This is a genomic window from Kitasatospora sp. NPDC093806 (assembly GCF_040683335.1).
Classification (GTDB): domain Bacteria; phylum Actinomycetota; class Actinomycetes; order Streptomycetales; family Streptomycetaceae; genus Kitasatospora.
Map to the genome: position 1 here is coordinate 38,712 of NZ_JBFBDO010000025.1, position 16,984 is coordinate 55,695.

Here is a 16,984-nt window from a genome sequence, read left to right on the forward strand (position 1 = left end):
CGGGGCCCTCGGACGCGTCGGCCCGTCAGTTCATCAGGTGATGTCGTCCATCTGCTCGTGGCGGGCGGCCGGCACCTGGCGGGCGGCGGTCGGCGCGGCGGAGGCCTCGATCGCCTCGGCCCCGGCCACCGGCGCCACCGCGAGGTCGACCTGCGAGGCCTCCTCGTCGTCCAGCGCCAGGTCCGGGTTGCGCCGGGCCCTGCGCCGGTCGTTCAGGATCGCGACGCCGACCGCGACGAAGTACAGCCCCCAGATCGGGGCGGCCAGCGCCAGCATGCTGAGCGGGTCGGCGCTCGGCGTGGCGAAGGCGGCGAACACGGTGATGCCCATCACCATGCCGCGCCACCAGCCCAGCAGCCGCTTGCCGCTGACCATGCCGACCATGTTCAGCATCACCAGCAGCAGCGGGAACTCGAAGGCCAGACCGAAGACCAGCACCAGCCGGGTGGCGATGTCGAAGTAGTCCGCGGGCGGCAGGATCGGTGTGGTGTCGTTCGGGGTGAACGAGATCAGGACCTCGACGGTCAGCGGCAGCAGCATGATCGCCAGCGTCACGCCGGCCAGGAACAGCGGCGCGCCACAGGCCATGAAGATGACCGTGTACTTGCGCTCGTGCTTGTGCAGGCCGGGCGCCACGAAGGCCCACAGCTGGTACAGCCAGATCGGGACGGTGACGACCACACCCACCGTCAGGGCGACCTTGAGCATCCAGTTGAAACCCGCGGTCAGACCGATGGTCGAGACCTGCGCGCACTTGCCCTTGGTCGCCGCGATGTTGTCCGGGGTGCACTGCGGAAGCGGCTTGAGCAGCAGCGTCTCGATCTGCTTGTGGAAGATCAGCGCGACGATCGTGATCACCACGATCGCCAGGACCGACTTGACCACGCGGTTCCGCAGTTCCCTCAGGTGGTCGGCGAGGGCCATCCGTCCCTCGGGATCCTTGGGCGCCTTCGACGCCTTGGTGAGCTTGCTCAACCCCGGTCCTCAACTCGTGCGTCGAGGCCCGCCGGTCGACGGGCCTCCAGTGGTCGCGTGTGCCGCACGCTCGGGGCGCTCAGTGCGCCCGGCCGTCCGCGGCGGACTGGCCGCCGCCCTGGCCGGCGGGCTGCCCGCTCACCGGACGGGCGGTCGCCGAGGCGCCCGGGGCGGACTGGATGGTCTTCGCCGCGGCCTCGTCGGCCGCCGCCGGGGCGGGCGGGGCCGGGGCGTCGGCGGCGCCGTCCGTGCGCATCGCCTTGGCCTCGCTCTTCAGGATCCGCATCGACTGGCCGAGCGAACGCGCCAGCTCGGGCAGTCGCTTGGCGCCGAAGAGCGCAATGGCAATGACCACGACCACCAGGATCGCGGTGAACGAGACCCGCATGCTCGACCACCTTCAGTCTCGGCGGCATCGTCGGACCGCCCGCTGCGGGGATGGTAACCGCTGCGGGTGACGCCGTGACGACGGCCGCCCGAACAGGACAGCAGCCCCCGGTTCGCGCTCAGGGGCCATCTGGAGAGCGTAACGCGCCCCTACCTCCGGGCAGCAGCCCCCCGTCACCCCTTTGTCGCGGTCCGGGCGGGCTCCGGGCCGGCTCCGCGCCGCGCCCGGGCCGGTCGGGAGCGGTCAGGGACGGTCAGGAACGGTCAGGACCGTCCCGGCACCGCGCCCGCGAGCTCCCCGGCCGCCTCGGCCAGCGCCCGGGAGGCGGCGTCCACGCCCTTCGCCAGGGCCCGCACGTCCAGCCAGAGCCGGACCGCGAGGACGCCGAGCACCAGCAGGCCGGCGGTGGCGAGGAGGACGGCGGCGACGAGCATCCAGGACATGGCCCCAGCCTAGCTGTAACTCGCCCGCTCGCCTCCGGGCCGCTCGGACCCGGCGCCGACACTCTTCGCTCCGGCGCTCCTTCGTCGCTTGTCACTCATCGCTTTCGGCACCGGCGCGGCCCTTCGGCTCGGGGCGGGCACCCCCGGCCCTCACCCCTCGACCGGCACCAGCCGCATGGTCCGCACCCCGGCCCCGGTCAGCGCCGCGACGATCTTCTCCCCGGCCGGCTTGCGCACCGCCGCCCCGCAGAGCGGGCAGCCGAAGCTGTAGTGCGCCTGCGCGGCGGTCCGCCCGAAGGTGAGCCGGAAGTCCTCGGCGGGCAGCTCCACCTTCTCCCGGCACTCCGAGCAGTACACCTTGAATCTGGTACCGGGCTCCACGGCTCAGCCCCGCCCCTCCCCGTAGAGGGCCAGCGCCTCCAGCGCCGCCGCGCGCGCCTGACCGGCGAGCTCCGGCGGGGAGACGATCCGCCCGTCCCGGCCCAGCCGCAGCGCCAGCGGGCGCAGCTGCGAGGGGTCGGCGCTGCGCAGGGTGATCCGCAGCCCGCCGTCCGGCAGCTCCTCGGCCCGGTGGTGGGTGTAGTACTCGGCGACCCAGCGCCCGCCGGAGGAGACCTCGACGACCACCTCGGGGTCGTCGGCGGACGGGTTGACCAGCCCGCCGGAGAGGTCGCGCGGCTCGCGCTTGGGCGGATCGGCCGGGACGTCCAGGACCCTGATCTCGGCGACCCGGTCGAGCCGGAACATCCGGTGGTCCTCGGAGGTCCGGCACCAGGCCTCCAGGTAGGTGTGCCCCTCGGTGAGCAGCCGGATCGGGTCGACCTCGCGCTCGGTCATGCCGCCGCGCCCGTGCGAGTAGTAGCGCAGCCAGAGCCGGCGGCCCTCGCTGAGCGCCCGGTCGATGTCGGCGAAGACGTGGCTCTCGGCCTCGAAGGTGACGCCGACCCGGGCGCTGCCCTCGGCGCTCTCCCCGGCCGCGTTCTCGATCTTGGCGACGGCGCGGGTGAGCGCCTCCCGGTCACCGGCCCGCAGACCGGGCAGCCCGGCCACCGCGCGGGCGGCGACCAGCAGGGCGGTCGCCTCGTCGGCGGCCAGCCGCAGCGGCTGGGCGACGTCGTCGACGTTGTGCCACCAGATCCGCTCGCCGTCGGTGTCGATGTCGAGCAGGTCGCCGCCGCGGAAGCTGGTGCCGCACATCGGCAGCACGTTGAGGTCGCCGATCAGCTCGCGCTCGCTGATCCCGAAGGCGCGGGCCACCTCGGCCACCTCGGCGCCGGGGCGCTCGCGCAGATAGGTGACCAGCGACAGCATCCGCCGGGTCTGGTCGATCGCGTTACTCATGCCCGCACACCCTCCACCACGGTCCCGGCCACCGCGCGCAGCCGGTCGATCACATCGGCCCGCAGCTCCTCCGGACCCACCACCAGGACGTCCGGCCCGAACTCCGCGAGGTCGGCGCCGAGCCCGTTCCCGTACGGGATCTCCAGCTCGTCCCAGCCGTCGTCGGCCCGCCGGGTGGCGAGCGCCTTGGTGCGCAGCGGGAAGCCGGCGCCCCGGCGGACCCGGACCACCGCGGTGGCGGTGGCGCCCTCACCGGCGAACTTGGCGACGGTGGCCCGGACGTCGACGTGCTCGGGCACGGTGCCCAGGAAGGCGCCGCTGCGGGCCTTGACCCGGCCGGTGATCCGGCTGAGCCGGAAGACCCGGGCGTCCGCCCGGTCGCGGTCCCAGCCGGCCAGGTACCAGTGGCCGCGCCAGCACTCCAGCGCCCACGGCTCGACGCTGCGCTGCTCGACGGCGGCGGCGCCGGCCTTGCGGTACTCGAAGGTGACCGGGCGGCGGTCGCGGGCGGCGGTGAGCAGCGGTTCGAACGCGGCCTCGCGGGCCGGGATCCGCGGCTCCAGGGCGGGCCGGCCCTCGGTCTCGGTGAACGGGACGCCGGCCGCGCGCAGCTTCTGCAGGGCGCCGCTGGCGGCACCGGACATCTTGGCCTGCTGCCAGACCCGGGCGGCGAGGGTGAGCGCGGCGGCCTCCTCGGCGTCGAGGGCGATCTCCGGCAGGCGGTTGCGGTCGGCGCGGGCGAGGTAGCCGAGCTCGCCGTCGAGGGCGCTCTCGTCGACGTCGATGACCAGTCCGAGTTCGCGCAGGTCGTCCTTGTCCCGCTCGAACATCCGGTTGAAGGCTTCCTCGCTGCTGTTCTGCCAGGCTTCGCGATAGGCCTCGATGGATTCCCGCAGCTCCTTCTTGGAGAGCGGACGTCTGGTGTTCATCAGGCACAGGGCGAGATTCATCAGCCGCTCTGCCTTGGCGATCGCCATCGCTGACCCTTCCGGTGTGCCGCGCGCTGCGCGGGGTGCGCCGCCGGGTCGTCCTGGACCCGGCGGGACCGACCGTACCGGTCGCGGTACTCCGTGCAAAAGCCGAGTCCGCGAAGACGTGGGGCCGCACCCCGCGGACGGGGTGCGGCCCTACTGAAACGCCTGGTCAAGCGGCGATCGGAACGCCTGCTCAGACGGCGATCAGGTCGACCACGAAGATCAGGGTCGAGCCGGCCGGGATGGCCGGGGTGGGCGACTGGTTGCCGTAGCCCAGGTGCGGCGGGATGACCAGCTCGCGGCGGCCGCCGACCTTCATGCCGACGACGCCCTGGTCCCAGCCCTTGATGACGCGGCCGCCACCGAGCGGGAACTTGAAGGTCGAGCCGCGGTTCCAGCTGGCGTCGAACTCCTCGCCGGACGCGAAGGTCACACCGACGTAGTGGACCTCGACGACCTGGCCCGGCTTGGCCTCCTCGCCGGTGCCGACGGTGATGTCGCGGATCTGCAGCTCGGTCGGCGCGTCGCCGACCGGGAAGTCGATCTCAGGCTTGCTCACTAGTGCCTCTTCTCACGGTTGGTTCGATCCATGACCAAGCGGGCCCGGGCCACCCGGCCCGAGCCCGAAGGTCATACGCACACCATTGTCACCCGAAGGCGGATCGGTCCGGACCTCAGCCCTGACCGGCGTCCAGGATGTCGACGACGAAGACCAGCGTGGAGTTGGCCGGGATCTCGCCCTGCGCCTGGTCCTTGTAACCGAGCGAAGCCGGGATCACGAGCTCGACCCGGCTGCCGATGGTCTGGCCCTCCAGGCCCTGGTCCCAGCCGGCGATGACCTGGCCGCCGCCGAGCGGGAAGGAGAACGCCTGGCCCTTGCTGAGCGAGGAGTCGAAGACCTTGCCGTCCTTGAACAGCGCGCCGGTGTACTGGACGAGGATCTTCTCGCCCTTCTCGACCTTGCGGCCCTGGCCCTTGATCAGGACGTGGCTCTTGAGCTCGGTCGGGTCGGCCGCGCCGGCCACCGGGGTGATGTCGGCGGGCTTCTTGCCGTTGTCCTTGACCTGCGGGAAGTCCGCGGGCGGCGGGGTCACGGTGCCGCTGACCACGGCGTCCGGGGCGTTGCTGTTGCGGATGTCGATGACGAAGATCAGGTTGTCCTTCGCCCCGATCGACATGTTCGGGTTGCCCTGGGCGCCGAAGGCGGCGGCCGGCGGGGCGACCACGAGCAGCCGGCTGCCGGCCTTCTTGCCGACGACGGCCTGGTCGAGCGCCGGGATCAGCGCGTCGGTGCCGGCCTGGAAGATCTGCGGCTTGCCCTTCTCGTCGTACGAGGAGGGGATGTCCTTGCCGGTGTTCCAGTCCTTGCCGGTGTAGTCCACCGAGGTCCAGGAGTTCTTCTCGACCTTGGGGCCGGTGCCCTCGGTGAGGACCTTGACCACGAAGCTGCCGTCCGGCTGGTCGCCGGGCACCTCGATGGTGGCCTTCTTGCCGAAGTCGCCGGTGATCGTCGGCAGCACCTTGGCGCTGTCCTTGATCGGCGGGACCGGCTCGGCGGTCGGCGTGGCCGGCGCGGACTTCGCGGTGTCCGGCTTGGGGGCCGCGGTGTCGGAGGACGAGCCGTCCTTGTTCACCAGGTACAGGGTGACGGCGCTGCCGATCAGCAGGACGCCGAGCACCGTGCCGAGGATCACACCGAGCTTGCCCACGTTGCCCGGGTTCTCGTCGTACCCGGCCTCGGAGGTGTCCTCACGGCGCACCGTCGAGGCGAAGATCTGCGGGGCGTCCTCGGTCTTGGTCCCGCCCGCGGGGCGCGCGGCCTGGTCCGAGCCGCCCCAGCCGGCCTGCTGCTTCAGGATCGCCGGCGGGACGACGATCGACTCGCCGTCGCCCGGAAGCGGACCGCCGGGCCGCGAGTCGGCCGGGTCTCCGGCGGAGTTCCCGTTCGCGCTACCGGACCCGCCCGGGCTCGACGCTTTCTCAGACATGACTCCCCATCCATCTCGCCACGAGGTCTTCGAGGTCTACGGCCGGCGTGGTGAGCGCCGGGGTGCTGTCGCACTGCCCGCCCGGACCCCGGACGCCGGCGGCGCCTACCACAGTGCGAGGGCAGTATGACAGGTCAGGATGAGGGCGGGCGCTTCCCTGTGCGAGCGCCCGCCCAAGCGTACGGAATCCTCCCGGGCTCGAACCAGCCCGCACGAAGGATCTCTCCCACCCCTACACGCCGTGCTAGACGGCTTCCAGGATGTCGACCACGAACACCAGCGTCGAGTTCGGCGGGACGGCGCCCTGCGCCTGGTCCTTGTAGCCGAGGGCCGGCGGCACCACGAGTTCGACCCGGCTGCCCACGGTCTGCCCGACCAGGCCCTTGTCCCAGCCCTCGATGACGCTGCCGGTGCCGATCTGCAGCGCCTGCGCGCCGCCGTGGCTCCAGGAGGAGTCGAACTGCTGGCCGTTGGCCCAGAGCACGCCGGTGTACTGCACGACGAGCGTCTGCCCGGCCTTGACCTGCTTGCCCTCGCCCTTGATCAGCAGGGCCTGCTGGAGGTCGGTCGGCGGGGCCTGCCCGGCCGGCACGGTGATCGTGACCGCGGCCTTGCCGTTGTCCTTGACCTGCGGCATGGCCGGCGGGGGCGCCGTCATGGTGCCGGACAGCGTGGCGTCCGGCGGCAGGCTCTCCATGATGTCCAGCACGAAGACCACGGTGTCCCCGGCGGCGACGCCGAGCTGGGTGCTGCCCTGGCTGCCGAAGGCGGCGGCGGGCGGGGCGACGACCAGCAGCCGGCTGCCCACCTTCTTGCCGATCACGCTCTGGTCGAAGGCCGGCACCAGCTGCCCGCTGCCCGCCTGGTAGAGCTGCGGCTTGCCGCCCGAGTCGTAGGAGCTGGGCAGGTCCTTGCCGGTGGTCCAGTCCTTCGCGGTGTAGTTCACCGTCACCCAGTCGCCCTTGTTGACCGTGGACCGGTCCCCCTCGCTGACGGTGTTCACCACGAACTGACCGCTGGGCTGCTGGCCCTCGGGGAGGGTGATGGTGGCCTTGCTCCCGAACCCGCCGCCGGACAGGGTCGGCATCGGCGAGGCCTCGTTCACCGGCGCCGGCACGGTGGGCGCGGCACTGGGCGAGGCCGACGGCGTGGCCGGACTGGCGGGCTTGGTGGAGCTGCTGCAGGCCACCGCCAGCAACAGGGGCAGGGTGAGAAGCAACCCGGCGGTGCGGCGCACGGCGTTCCTAACTGTCGGTCAAAGTCGGCTCTCCGGACTCCGGCTCCGGACTCGACGGACAGCGTATTCCCCGACGGTGCCCGCCCCCGGTAGACACCACCGGGGTCGGGCACCGCGAAGATCACACCGGACCGGCCGTCACATGCCCGCGATCAGCTTCTCCACCCGCTCGTCGACCGACCGGAACGGGTCCTTGCAGAGCACCGTCCGCTGCGCCTGGTCGTTCAGCTTCAGGTGCACCCAGTCGACGGTGAAGTCGCGGCGCTGCTCCTGCGCGCGGCGGATGAAGTCGCCGCGCAGCCGGGCCCGGGTGGTCTGCGGCGGGATCGACTTGGCCTCGAAGGTCTTGAGGTCGGTGGTCACCCGCTGCGCCTGGTTCCGGGCCTGGAGCAGGTAGAACAGCCCGCGCTTGCGGTGGATGTCGTGGTAGGCGAGGTCGATCTGGGCGACCCGGGGGTTGCTCATGCTCATCTGGTGCTTCTCGCGGTAGCGCTCGATGAGCTTGTACTTCATGATCCAGTCGATCTCGTCGGCCACCCCGTCCAGCCGCTCGGTCTTGACCGCCTCCAGGGTGCGGCCCCACAGGTCGAGGACGCGCGCGATGGTGCCGGTGTTGATGCCCTTGCGGTCGGCGAACTCCAGCGCCTTGGTGTAGTACTCCTCCTGGATGTCCAGGGCGCTGGCCTCCCGGCCGTTGGCGAGCCGGACCTGGTGGGTCCCGGTGAGGTCGTGGCTGACCTCGCGGATCGCCCGGATCGGGTTCTCCAGGGTGAGGTCGCGCATCACCACGCCGGCCTCGATCAGCCGCAGCACCAGGTCGGTGGAGCCCACCTTGAGCAGGGTGGTGGTCTCGGACATGTTGGAGTCGCCGACGATGACGTGCAGCCGGCGGTAGCGCTCGGCGTCGGCGTGCGGCTCGTCCCGGGTGTTGATGATCGGCCGGGACCGGGTGGTCGCCGAGCTGACGCCCTCCCAGATGTGCTCGGCCCGCTGGCTGACGCAGTAGACGGCGCCGCGCGGGGTCTGCAGCACCTTGCCGGCGCCGCAGATCAGCTGGCGGGTCACCAGGAACGGGATGAGCACGTCGGCCAGCCGGGAGAACTCGCCGTGCCGGGCCACCAGGTAGTTCTCGTGGCAGCCGTAGGAGTTGCCGGCCGAGTCGGTGTTGTTCTTGAAGAGGTAGACGTCCCCGGCGATGCCCTCCTCGTGCAGCCGCCGCTCCGCGTCGACCAGCAGGCCTTCGAGGATGCGCTCGCCCGCCTTGTCGTGCGTCACCAGCTCGACGACGTCGTCGCACTCGGGGGTGGCGTACTCGGGGTGGGAGCCGACGTCGAGGTAGAGGCGGGCACCGTTGCGCAGGAACACGTTGCTGCTGCGGCCCCAGGAGACTACGCGGCGGAAGAGGTACCGGGCGACCTCGTCCGGGGACAGCCTGCGCTGCCCGCGGAACGTGCAGGTGACTCCGTACTCGTTCTCCAGCCCGAAAATTCGGCGGTCCATGGGCCATCCATTCTCTGATGGGAGCTGTCCGAAACCGCCTCCGCGGCGCCGTCCGGGCCGCCGCAGGGGCACCGGGGTCCCCGTGGCGGCCGGTGCCGGCCACCGCGGGGACCCCGTGGGCACTACTGGTCGGAGTCGCCCGGCGGGGTGGCCGCCGGCTTCTCCTCGTCGTCCGTCTCCGCGGACGAGTCGCCGTCGAGCAGCCGGGCGAGCTGGCCGCCCAGGATCCGCTTGAACTTGCGCTGCTGGAAGCGCTGGCGGTCGAGGACCGCCACCTCCAGCTGGTCGGGGGTGAGGGTGCGCGGGCTGCCGCCGTTGGGGTCGCGGGCGAGCGAGTCCACGGCGAGCCTGACCGCCTCGGTGAGCGAGAGCCCGCCGCGGTGGCGCTGGCCCAGGTAGTTGCCGATCGAGTCGGCGTTGCCGCCGACCACCACGTAGTTCTTCTCGTCGACGACCGAACCGTCCGGGGTGAGCCGGTAGATCTGGTCGTCCTCGGTGCTGCGGCCGACCTCGGCCACGATCAGCTCGACCTCGTACGGCTTCTCGCCGACCGAGGAGAAGATGGTGCCGAGCGTCTGGGCGTAGACGTTGGCCAGGCCCCGGGCGGTCACGTCGGCCCGGTCGTAGGTGTAGCCGCGCAGGTCGGCGTAGCGGACGCCGCCGATGCGCAGGTTCTCGAACTCGTTGTACCGGCCGACCGCCGCGAAGGCGATCTTGTCGTAGATCTCGGACACCTTGTGCAGCGCCCGGGAGGTGTTCTCGGCGACGAAGACGATTCCGTCGGCGTAGATGAGCACGACCACGCTGCGACCGCGCGCGATGCCCTTGCGGGCGTATTCCGCGCGGTCCGCCATGGCCTGCTGGGGCGAGACGTAGAACGGTGTGGACACCGGCGGTCGTCCCTTCCTTCCTCAGTTGATGGCTAGAGCAGCGGGGCCTGCGGCCCGTTGGGGTGGGCCAGGCGCTGGTCGGTGATGGAGACGGCGATGTCCGCGACCTCGGCCTCGGTGAGGCGGCGGAAGCCGTCCTCGGTGATCAGCGAGACGATCGGGAAGATCTTGCGGGCGAGGTCCGGGCCGCCGGTGGCGGAGTCGTCGTCGGCCGCGTCGTAGAGCGCCTGGACGACCAGGGTGGAGGCCTGCTGGGCGGTCAGGTCGTCGCGGTAGAGCTTCTTCAGCGAACCGCGGGCGAAGACCGAACCGGAGCCGGTGGCGGCGAAGCCGCGCTCCTCGGAGCGGCCGCCGGTGACGTCGTAGGTGAAGATCCGGCCCCGGCCGAGGTCGAGGTCGTAGCCGGCGAACATCGGGACGACCGCGAGGCCCTGCATCGCCATCCCGAGGTTGCCCCGGATCATGGTGGTGAGCCGGTTGGCCTTGCCCTCGAACGAGAGCACGGTGCCCTCGATCTTCTCGTAGTGCTCCAGCTCCAGCTGGAACATCCGGACCATCTCGACCGCGAGGCCGGCGGTGCCGGCGATGCCGACCGCGCTGTACTCGTCCGCCGGGAAGACCTTCTCGATGTCCCGCTGGGCGATCACGTTGCCCATGGTGGCGCGGCGGTCGCCGGCGATGACCACGCCGCCGTCGAAGACCGCGGAGACGATCGTCGTCCCGTGCGGGGCGTCGATGACGCCCTCGGGCAGCCCCCGCCGGCCCGGGATCAGCTCGGGCTGGTACGCGGAGAGGAAGTCGAGGAACGACGAGGACCCCGGGGTGAGGAAGGCAGCCGGTAGACGCCCGGTGCCACGAGTGTTGGCTTCCACACGATTCCTTCCAGGTAGCTTGAAGCGCGTACTGCCCGCACCCTACCGGCCGGACGATCACTGTCCAGCACGGTGGAGCGGCGGACCGGGCGGACGGCCGGCTCCCGCCGTCCGTCCGCCGTGATCGGTCGCGACCGTGAATTCCCGGAATGCCCGACGGGCCCCTTCCGGAGACCGGCCGGGGTTACTGGCCGCCCTTTTGCACGAACTGCCGCACGAAATCCTCGGCGTTCGACTCCAGGACCTCGTCGATTTCATCCAGAACCGCGTCGACGTCGTCGCTCAGCTTTTCCTGGCGTTCCTTGAGGTCGTCCGAATTCTGCGTTTCCGCGGCCTGCTCCTCGACCTCCTCGGAGGAGCGGTTCGCCCGCTGCTGGCCGCCGCCGGTGTCCTTGCTCGCCATTTCCCTCACCCCGCTCGATCATCTGGCACGGTTTGGTCGTTGCTTGCTGCACCGACCCTATACACAAGCTGCGACAACCCGCGTCCGGTTTGCCGGTGGCGCTTCCTGTCCAACACCCGCTGCCACCCCGGATGATTCCCATTTGCCCGGCGTTCACCCGTGGTGATCGGAAAGTTACCCGCCGGACAGCACCCGGAGCAGGTCCTCCGCCGTGCGGCAGCGGTCCAGCAGTTCCTTGACGTGGTTGCGGGTGCCGCGCAGCGGCTCCAGGGTGGGTACCCGCTGGAGCGAGTCCCGCCCGGGCAGGTCGAAGATCACCGAGTCCCAGGACGCCGCCGCGACGTGCTCCGCGTACTGCTCCAGGCAGCGCCCGCGGAAGTACGCCCGGGTGTCCTCCGGCGGCTTGGAGACGGCCCGCAGGACCTCGTCCTCGGTCACCAGCCGGTCGAACCGGCCGCGGGCCACCAGGCGGTTGTAGAGGCCCTTGTCGGGCCGTACGTCGCTGTACTGGAGGTCGACCAGCTGGAGCCGGGAGTCGTTCCACTCCAGGCCGTCCCGGCTGCGGTAGCCCTCCAGGATCTCCCGCTTGGCGATCCAGTCCAGCTGCCGGGAGAGCGACATCGGGTCGCGCTCCAGCCGGCCCAGCACGTCCTCCCAGCGGGCCAGCACGTCGACGGTCTGCTCGTCGGCGTCGGTGCCGAAGCGGTCCTCGACGTACTTGCGGGCCAGCTCGAAGTACTCCAGCTGGAGCTGGACGGCGGTCAGCCGGCGGCCGCTGCGCAGCGTGACCAGGTGCTTCAGGGTCGGGTCGTGGGAGATCCGGTGCAGGGTGCGCACCGGCTGGTCGACGGCGAGGTCCGAGGTGATGAAGGCGTCCTCGATCATCGCCAGGACCAGCGAGGTGGTGCCGAGCTTGAGGTAGGTGGAGATCTCGGAGAGGTTGGCGTCCCCGATGATCACGTGCAGCCGGCGGTACTTCTCGGCGTCGGCGTGCGGTTCGTCGCGGGTGTTGATGATCGGCCGCTTGAGGGTGGTCTCCAGGCCGACCTCGACCTCGAAGTAGTCGGCGCGCTGGCTGATCTGGAAGCCGTGGGCGGAGCCGTCCTGGCCGATCCCGACCCGGCCGGCGCCGGTGACCACCTGGCGGGAGACGAAGAACGGGGTGAGGTGGCGGACGATGTCGGCGAACGGCGTCGCCCGCTTCATCAGGTAGTTCTCGTGGGTGCCGTAGGAGGCGCCCTTGTTGTCGGTGTTGTTCTTGTACAGGTGGATGTTCTGGCCGTTCGGCAGCTCCAGCGCGCGCTGGGCGGCGGCCGCCATGATCCGTTCGCCGGCCTTGTCCCAGAGCACCGCGTCGCGCGGGTTGGTCACCTCGGGCGAGCTGTACTCGGGGTGGGCGTGGTCGACGTAGAACCGCGCGCCGTTGGTGAGGATGACGTTGGCGAGGCCGATGTCCTCGTCGGTCAGCTGGCTGGCGTCGGCGACGTCGCGCGCGAGGTCGAAGCCCCGGGCGTCGCGCAGCGGATTCTCCTCCTCGAAGTCCCAGCGGGCCCGCCGAGCCCGGTGCATCGCCGCCGCGTACGCGTTGACGATCTGGGACGAGGTGAGCATGGCGTTGGCGTTGGGGTGCCCGGGCACGGAGATCCCGTACTCGGTCTCGATGCCCATCACGCGCCGTACGGTCATGCGGCCCTCCTTGCCCGGTGTGCCGCCCCCGACGGGCGGAACACGCTGACGTACCGCTGAACAACACCGACGCCGGCCGTCTGCCCGCGAACGGTGGGTCGAGCCTAGAACGCGGCACCGATCGGCGGGCCCCGAGACGCGCCGTCCGGCTGCGGGGCCGCGAGGCGCCACAGCCGGACGGGGTGCGTGCGTTCCGGGAGGCCCGGACCGGATCGGTTACAGGTACTGCCCGGTGTTGGCGACAGTGTCGATGGAGCGGCCGGACTCGGCGCCCTGCTTCCCGGTGACCAGCGTGCGGATGAAGACGATCCGCTCGCCCTTCTTGCCGGAGATCCGGGCCCAGTCGTCCGGGTTGGTGGTGTTCGGCAGGTCCTCGTTCTCCTTGAACTCGTCCACGCAGGCGTTGAGCAGGTGGGACACCCGCAGGCCCCGCTGGCCGTGGTCGAGGAAGTCCTTGATGGCCATCTTCTTGGCCCGGTCGACGATGTTCTGGATCATCGCGCCGGAGTTGAAGTCCTTGAAGTACAGGACCTCCTTGTCACCGTTGGCGTAGGTGACCTCCAGGAAGCGGTTCTCCTCGGTCTCGGAGTACATCCGCTCCACCACCGACTGGATCATCGCCGCCACCGTCGTCTCGACGGAGCCGTCGTGCTCCTTGAGGTCGTCCGGGTGGAACGGCAGCGAGTCCTTGAGGTACTTGGAGAAGATGTCCTTCGCGGCCTCGGCGTCCGGGCGCTCGATCTTGATCTTGACGTCCAGCCGGCCGGGCCGCAGGATCGCCGGGTCGATCATGTCCTCGCGGTTCGAGGCGCCGATGACGATGACGTTCTCCAGGCCCTCCACGCCGTCGATCTCGGCGAGCAGCTGCGGGACGATGGTGTTCTCCACGTCCGAGCTGACGCCGGAACCGCGGGTGCGGAAGAGCGACTCCATCTCGTCGAAGAAGACGATGACGGGCGTGCCCTCGCTCGCCTTCTCCCGGGCCCGCTGGAAGACCAGGCGGATCTGCCGCTCGGTCTCGCCGACGTACTTGTTGAGCAGCTCCGGGCCCTTGATGTTGAGGAAGTAGCTCTTCCCCTGGGGCCGGCCGGTGACCTCGGCGACCTTCTTGGCCAGCGAGTTCGCCACCGCCTTGGCGATCAGCGTCTTGCCGCAGCCGGGCGGGCCGTAGAGCAGCACGCCCTTGGGCGGGCGCAGCTCGTACTCCTTGAAGAGGTCGGCGTGCAGGTACGGCAGCTCGACCGCGTCGCGGATCAGCTCGATCTGGTTGGCGAGACCGCCGATCTGGCGGTAGTCGATGTCCGGGACCTCCTCGAGGACCAGCTCCTCGACCTCGGCCTTCGGCACGACCTCGTAGACGTAGCCGGAACGCGGTTCCAGCAGCAGGGCGTCCCCCGCCCGGAGGGTGATCTCGCGCAGCGGTTCGGCGAGGCGCACCACCCGCTCCTCGTCGGTGTGGCCGACGACCAGGGCCCGCTCGCCGTCCTCCAGGACCTCCTTGAGGGTGACGAGGTCGCCGATGCGCTCGAAGGCCATCGCGTCCACGATGTTGAGGGCCTCGTTGAGCATCACTTCCTGGCCGCGCCGCAGCTCGTCGAGTTCGACGGTCGGGCTGACGTTCACGCGGAGCTTGCGGCCGCCGGTGAAGATGTCGGCGGTGCCGTCCTCGTTGGCGCTGAGGAAGGTGCCGAATCCCGCCGGGGGCTGTGCCAGCCGGTCCACTTCCTCCTTGAGGGCCACGATCTGGTCGCGGGCCTCACGCAGGGTGGAGGCGAGCCGTTCGTTCTGGGCGGACACGCCCGCCAGGTTGGTCTGGAGCTCGACGATCCGCTCTTCGAGGATTCTCGAATTACGCGGCGAGTCGGCGAGCTTGCGGCGCAGCACGGCGATTTCCTGCTCGAGGTACGAGACCTGAGCGGCCTCGTCGGAACCACGAGCGGGCCTGCCGGTGCTGCGGTTGTAGTCGTCATCGTGGGCAGCCACGGTCCTCACCTCCTCCGGGGAGCTGGACGCTTCCAGACCCTACCTGGGACCAGGGGTCCGTAAACCCCTAGATCAAGAAAGATGGAACGGGCGTGTCCGATCTTCGCCCTCGCGTGCTTCCCCTCTGCTAGGGGGATACCCACCGCGCACGGGCCAAAGCCGACCAGATGTATCGTCGAGCGAGTCGATATCCGATCGCGACCGACGCCCGAGGTCCGATCGTTGTACGAATGGCGGGAATGCCCCAGGCCGGGGCGTCCCGGGACAGAAACGGCGGAAAAGCATGTCGGTGAGCGAGACGACGGCGCCCGAGGCGCTGGAGGTCTGGATCGACCAGGACCTGTGCACCGGCGACGGCATCTGCGCGCAGTACGCGCCGGAGGTCTTCGAACTGGACATCGACGGACTCGCCTACGTGAAGGGCGAGGACGACGAGCTGCGCCAGCAGCCCGGCGAGGCGGTGCCGGTGCCGCTGACGCTGCTTCAGGACGTGGTGGACTCGGTGAAGGACTGCCCCGGCGACTGCATCCACGTGCGCCGGGTCGCCGACCGGGTCGAGGTCTACGGCCCCGAGGCGGACTGACCCCTCATCAGGTGAGGGTCAGCGGGGCGGCGGTCTGGGAGCGGTCCCAGCCGCCGCCCTTGCGCGTCCAGGTGAGGTCGATCGAGATGTCCGGCTTGAACCGGGGCACGTCCTCGCCGGAGTAGCCCTGGGCGTGGCCGGTGACGGCGCCGTCGGAGCGCAGCGCCAGCCGGCTGACGGTCAGGTTCTCCCGCTCGGAGAGCAGGGTGGCCAGCACGGTGGGCCGCCCGCCGGGGCCCGGGCCGAGCAGGAAGACGGCGTCCGGCGGGGTGCCGTTCTCGGCGGCGCAGTGCGCGGCGGCCACGGTGCCGGGCCGGCCGTCGCCGAGGTCGGCGGCGAAGCTGACCGCTATCTTCACCGGGAACGGCCCGCAGTCGAGCGGGAGTTCGGCCCCGGCCGGGTCCGGGGCGACGGCCGCCGGGAGCGCCCGGGGGCCGGGCCGGGCGGGCCCGGGGGTGCCGGAGGCGGGGTTCGCGGCGAGCGCGCCGGCCACCAGGGCGGCGCAGCCGGCCGCCGTGACGGCCCAGTGCCAGGGGGCGGTGCGCCCGGGCCGGGGCCCGGTGCGGCCCGCCGCGGTCTGCTGTCCAGCCGTCGTCCCGACCGCGGTCTCCACCAGGCGTCCCCTCCAGTGGTCTGTGTGAGCGAGCATCGTCCCACACCCGGATGGCCTTACAGCGGAGGGGTGGTACGGCGATCCGTACCACCCCTCCGGAGGGTTGTTCAGCCGGCGCGGAGCCGGGTCTCAGCCGAGGTCGGGCTGCTCGACGGCGCGGGCGGCGGCCCGGGCGGCCGCGCGCTCCTGCAGGGTCGGCTCGGGCGTCCCGTTGTCGTAGTCCTCGCCGTAGGCGCCCTTGGCCGGGCGGCGGCGGCGCAGCGGCGGCTCGACGCCGTCGGCGAGCCGGCGGGAGGTGAGCAGGAAGCCGGTGTGGCCGATCATCCGGTGGTCCGGGCGGACCGCCAGGCCCTCCAGGTGCCAGGTGCGGACCATGGTCTCCCAGGCCTGCGGCTCGGTGAAGGTGCCGTGGTCGCGCAGCGCCTCGACGGTCTTGGACATCTGCGTGGTGGTGGCCACGTAGCAGCAGATGAGGCCGCCGGGGACGAGCGCCTTGGAGGCGACGTCCAGGCACTCCCAGGGGGCGAGCATGTCCAGGATGACGCGGTCGACGTCGGACTCGACCAGGTTGTCCTGGAGGTCGCCGACGGTGAGCTTCCACGCCGGGTGCGGCCCGCCGAAGTAGCGCTCGACGTTGTTCCGGGCGATGTCGGCGAAGTCCTGGCGGCGCTCGTACGAGGCGAGCATGCCGGTGTCGCCGACGGCGCGCAGCAGGTAGGTGGAGAGCGCGCCGGAGCCGACGCCGGCCTCGACCACGCGGGCGCCGGCGAAGATGTCGGCCATGGCCAGGATCTGCCCCGCGTCCTTGGGGTAGATCACGGCCGCGCCGCGCGGCATGGACAGGACGTAGTCGGGGAGCAGGGGGCGCAGCGCGAGATACGGGACGTTCCCCGTGGTGCGCACGACCGTGCCCTCGGGGGCGCCGATCAGCTCGTCGTGGGGGAACGCACCCTTGTGGGTGTGGAACTGGTTCCCGGCCTGGAGCGTGAACGTGTAGTGGCGGCCCTTGGGGTCGGTCAGCTGGACCTGGTCCCCGACCTGGAAGGGCCCGCGTCGGCGGGTGGCACCGGTCGGTTCGGACATGCGGACAATCCTAAGGGAAGCGGAC

18 protein-coding genes are annotated in these 16,984 nt (G+C 71.1%); 1 reads left to right on the forward strand and 17 read right to left on the reverse strand.

All coding sequences use genetic code 11. The features are described 5' to 3' along the window. Positions 1-33: 33 nt before the first annotated feature. The 15 genes from tatC to arc form a co-directional block, all read right to left on the reverse strand. Positions 34-975 (reverse strand): twin-arginine translocase subunit TatC, encoded by a 942-nt coding sequence (gene tatC / locus AB0N76_RS15420; protein ID WP_363557189.1) that lies wholly within the window; start codon positions 973-975, stop codon positions 34-36. A 79-nt stretch (positions 976-1,054) separates the two neighbouring features. Further along, positions 1,055-1,363, reverse strand: coding sequence for a Sec-independent protein translocase subunit TatA (gene tatA / locus AB0N76_RS15425; protein WP_363557191.1), 309 nt, complete (start codon positions 1,361-1,363; stop codon positions 1,055-1,057). A 263-nt stretch (positions 1,364-1,626) separates the two neighbouring features. Further along, the gene (locus AB0N76_RS15430) at positions 1,627-1,806 is read right to left on the reverse strand and encodes a hypothetical protein (RefSeq protein ID WP_363557193.1); all 180 of its coding nucleotides are present in this window, start codon (positions 1,804-1,806) and stop codon (positions 1,627-1,629) included. Positions 1,807-1,956: 150 nt separating this feature from the next. Beyond that, positions 1,957-2,163 carry a hypothetical protein gene (locus AB0N76_RS15435; protein WP_363557195.1) on the reverse strand — a complete coding sequence of 69 codons (207 nt, stop codon included), beginning with the start codon at positions 2,161-2,163 and terminating at the stop codon, positions 1,957-1,959. Positions 2,164-2,190: 27 nt separating this feature from the next. Further along, on the reverse strand, positions 2,191-3,147 hold the full coding sequence (locus AB0N76_RS15440; RefSeq protein ID WP_363557197.1) for a WYL domain-containing protein: 957 nt from the start codon (positions 3,145-3,147) through the stop codon (positions 2,191-2,193). Continuing rightward, positions 3,144-4,124, reverse strand: a complete 981-nt coding sequence (locus tag AB0N76_RS15445; protein WP_363557199.1) for a WYL domain-containing protein — start codon at positions 4,122-4,124, stop codon at positions 3,144-3,146. Before AB0N76_RS15445 ends, AB0N76_RS15440 begins: the two co-directional genes overlap by 4 nt. 190 nt (positions 4,125-4,314) lie before the next feature. Continuing rightward, positions 4,315-4,680: an FKBP-type peptidyl-prolyl cis-trans isomerase gene (locus AB0N76_RS15450; RefSeq protein WP_363557201.1), complete on the reverse strand. Its 366-nt coding sequence runs from the start codon at positions 4,678-4,680 to the stop codon at positions 4,315-4,317. 115 nt (positions 4,681-4,795) lie between these two features. Further along, positions 4,796-6,109, reverse strand: coding sequence for an FKBP-type peptidyl-prolyl cis-trans isomerase (locus AB0N76_RS15455; RefSeq protein ID WP_363557203.1), 1,314 nt, complete (start codon positions 6,107-6,109; stop codon positions 4,796-4,798). A gap of 244 nt (positions 6,110-6,353) precedes the next feature. Beyond that, positions 6,354-7,346, reverse strand: a complete 993-nt coding sequence (locus AB0N76_RS15460) for an FKBP-type peptidyl-prolyl cis-trans isomerase (protein WP_363557205.1) — start codon at positions 7,344-7,346, stop codon at positions 6,354-6,356. A gap of 138 nt (positions 7,347-7,484) precedes the next feature. Continuing rightward, complete coding sequence (pafA, locus tag AB0N76_RS15465) at positions 7,485-8,846, reverse strand: Pup--protein ligase (protein WP_363557207.1); 1,362 nt, start codon at positions 8,844-8,846, stop codon at positions 7,485-7,487. Between the two features lie 122 nt (positions 8,847-8,968). Continuing rightward, positions 8,969-9,736 (reverse strand): proteasome subunit alpha, encoded by a 768-nt coding sequence (prcA, locus tag AB0N76_RS15470; RefSeq protein ID WP_363557209.1) that lies wholly within the window; start codon positions 9,734-9,736, stop codon positions 8,969-8,971. A gap of 32 nt (positions 9,737-9,768) precedes the next feature. After that, positions 9,769-10,608 (reverse strand): proteasome subunit beta, encoded by an 840-nt coding sequence (gene prcB, locus AB0N76_RS15475; RefSeq protein ID WP_363557211.1) that lies wholly within the window; start codon positions 10,606-10,608, stop codon positions 9,769-9,771. A 184-nt stretch (positions 10,609-10,792) separates the two neighbouring features. After that, positions 10,793-11,011, reverse strand: coding sequence for a ubiquitin-like protein Pup (locus tag AB0N76_RS15480; protein ID WP_363557213.1), 219 nt, complete (start codon positions 11,009-11,011; stop codon positions 10,793-10,795). A 174-nt stretch (positions 11,012-11,185) separates the two neighbouring features. Further along, positions 11,186-12,697, reverse strand: coding sequence for a depupylase/deamidase Dop (dop, locus tag AB0N76_RS15485; RefSeq protein WP_363557215.1), 1,512 nt, complete (start codon positions 12,695-12,697; stop codon positions 11,186-11,188). Between the two features lie 216 nt (positions 12,698-12,913). Then, a complete protein-coding gene (gene arc / locus AB0N76_RS15490) occupies positions 12,914-14,680 on the reverse strand; it encodes a proteasome ATPase (RefSeq protein WP_363557217.1) in 1,767 nt (588 codons plus the stop codon). Positions 14,681-14,963: 283 nt separating this feature from the next. On the opposite strand from arc, the gene AB0N76_RS15495 reads away from it, so the two are divergent. Next, complete coding sequence (locus AB0N76_RS15495; RefSeq protein WP_363557219.1) at positions 14,964-15,263, forward strand: ferredoxin; 300 nt, start codon at positions 14,964-14,966, stop codon at positions 15,261-15,263. 7 nt (positions 15,264-15,270) lie between these two features. Here the strand turns inward: AB0N76_RS15495 and AB0N76_RS15500 are convergent, their stop codons facing one another. Together AB0N76_RS15500 and AB0N76_RS15505 are read right to left on the reverse strand one after the other, a co-directional pair. Continuing rightward, the gene (locus AB0N76_RS15500) at positions 15,271-15,876 is read right to left on the reverse strand and encodes a hypothetical protein (protein ID WP_363557221.1); all 606 of its coding nucleotides are present in this window, start codon (positions 15,874-15,876) and stop codon (positions 15,271-15,273) included. Between the two features lie 129 nt (positions 15,877-16,005). Then, complete coding sequence (locus AB0N76_RS15505; RefSeq protein WP_363557223.1) at positions 16,006-16,959, reverse strand: tRNA (adenine-N1)-methyltransferase; 954 nt, start codon at positions 16,957-16,959, stop codon at positions 16,006-16,008. Between the last annotated feature and the right edge of the window lie 25 nt (positions 16,960-16,984).

Bases quoted from the DNA above. Each gene is read 5' to 3' on its own strand.
- tatA (WP_363557191.1), bottom strand. From the start codon at position 1,363: ATGCGGGTCTCGTTCACCGCGATCCTGGTGGTCGTGGTCATTGCCATT.
- AB0N76_RS15430 (WP_363557193.1), bottom strand. From the start codon at position 1,806: ATGTCCTGGATGCTCGTCGCCGCCGTCCTCCTCGCCACCGCCGGCCTG.
- AB0N76_RS15440 (WP_363557197.1), bottom strand. From the start codon at position 3,147: ATGAGTAACGCGATCGACCAGACCCGGCGGATGCTGTCGCTGGTCACC.
- AB0N76_RS15445 (WP_363557199.1), bottom strand. From the start codon at position 4,124: ATGGCGATCGCCAAGGCAGAGCGGCTGATGAATCTCGCCCTGTGCCTG.
- AB0N76_RS15455 (WP_363557203.1), bottom strand. From the start codon at position 6,109: ATGTCTGAGAAAGCGTCGAGCCCGGGCGGGTCCGGTAGCGCGAACGGG.
- pafA (WP_363557207.1), bottom strand. From the start codon at position 8,846: ATGGACCGCCGAATTTTCGGGCTGGAGAACGAGTACGGAGTCACCTGC.
- AB0N76_RS15480 (WP_363557213.1), bottom strand. From the start codon at position 11,011: ATGGCGAGCAAGGACACCGGCGGCGGCCAGCAGCGGGCGAACCGCTCC.
- dop (WP_363557215.1), bottom strand. From the start codon at position 12,697: ATGACCGTACGGCGCGTGATGGGCATCGAGACCGAGTACGGGATCTCC.
- AB0N76_RS15495 (WP_363557219.1), top strand. From the start codon at position 14,964: ATGTCGGTGAGCGAGACGACGGCGCCCGAGGCGCTGGAGGTCTGGATC.
- AB0N76_RS15505 (WP_363557223.1), bottom strand. From the start codon at position 16,959: ATGTCCGAACCGACCGGTGCCACCCGCCGACGCGGGCCCTTCCAGGTC.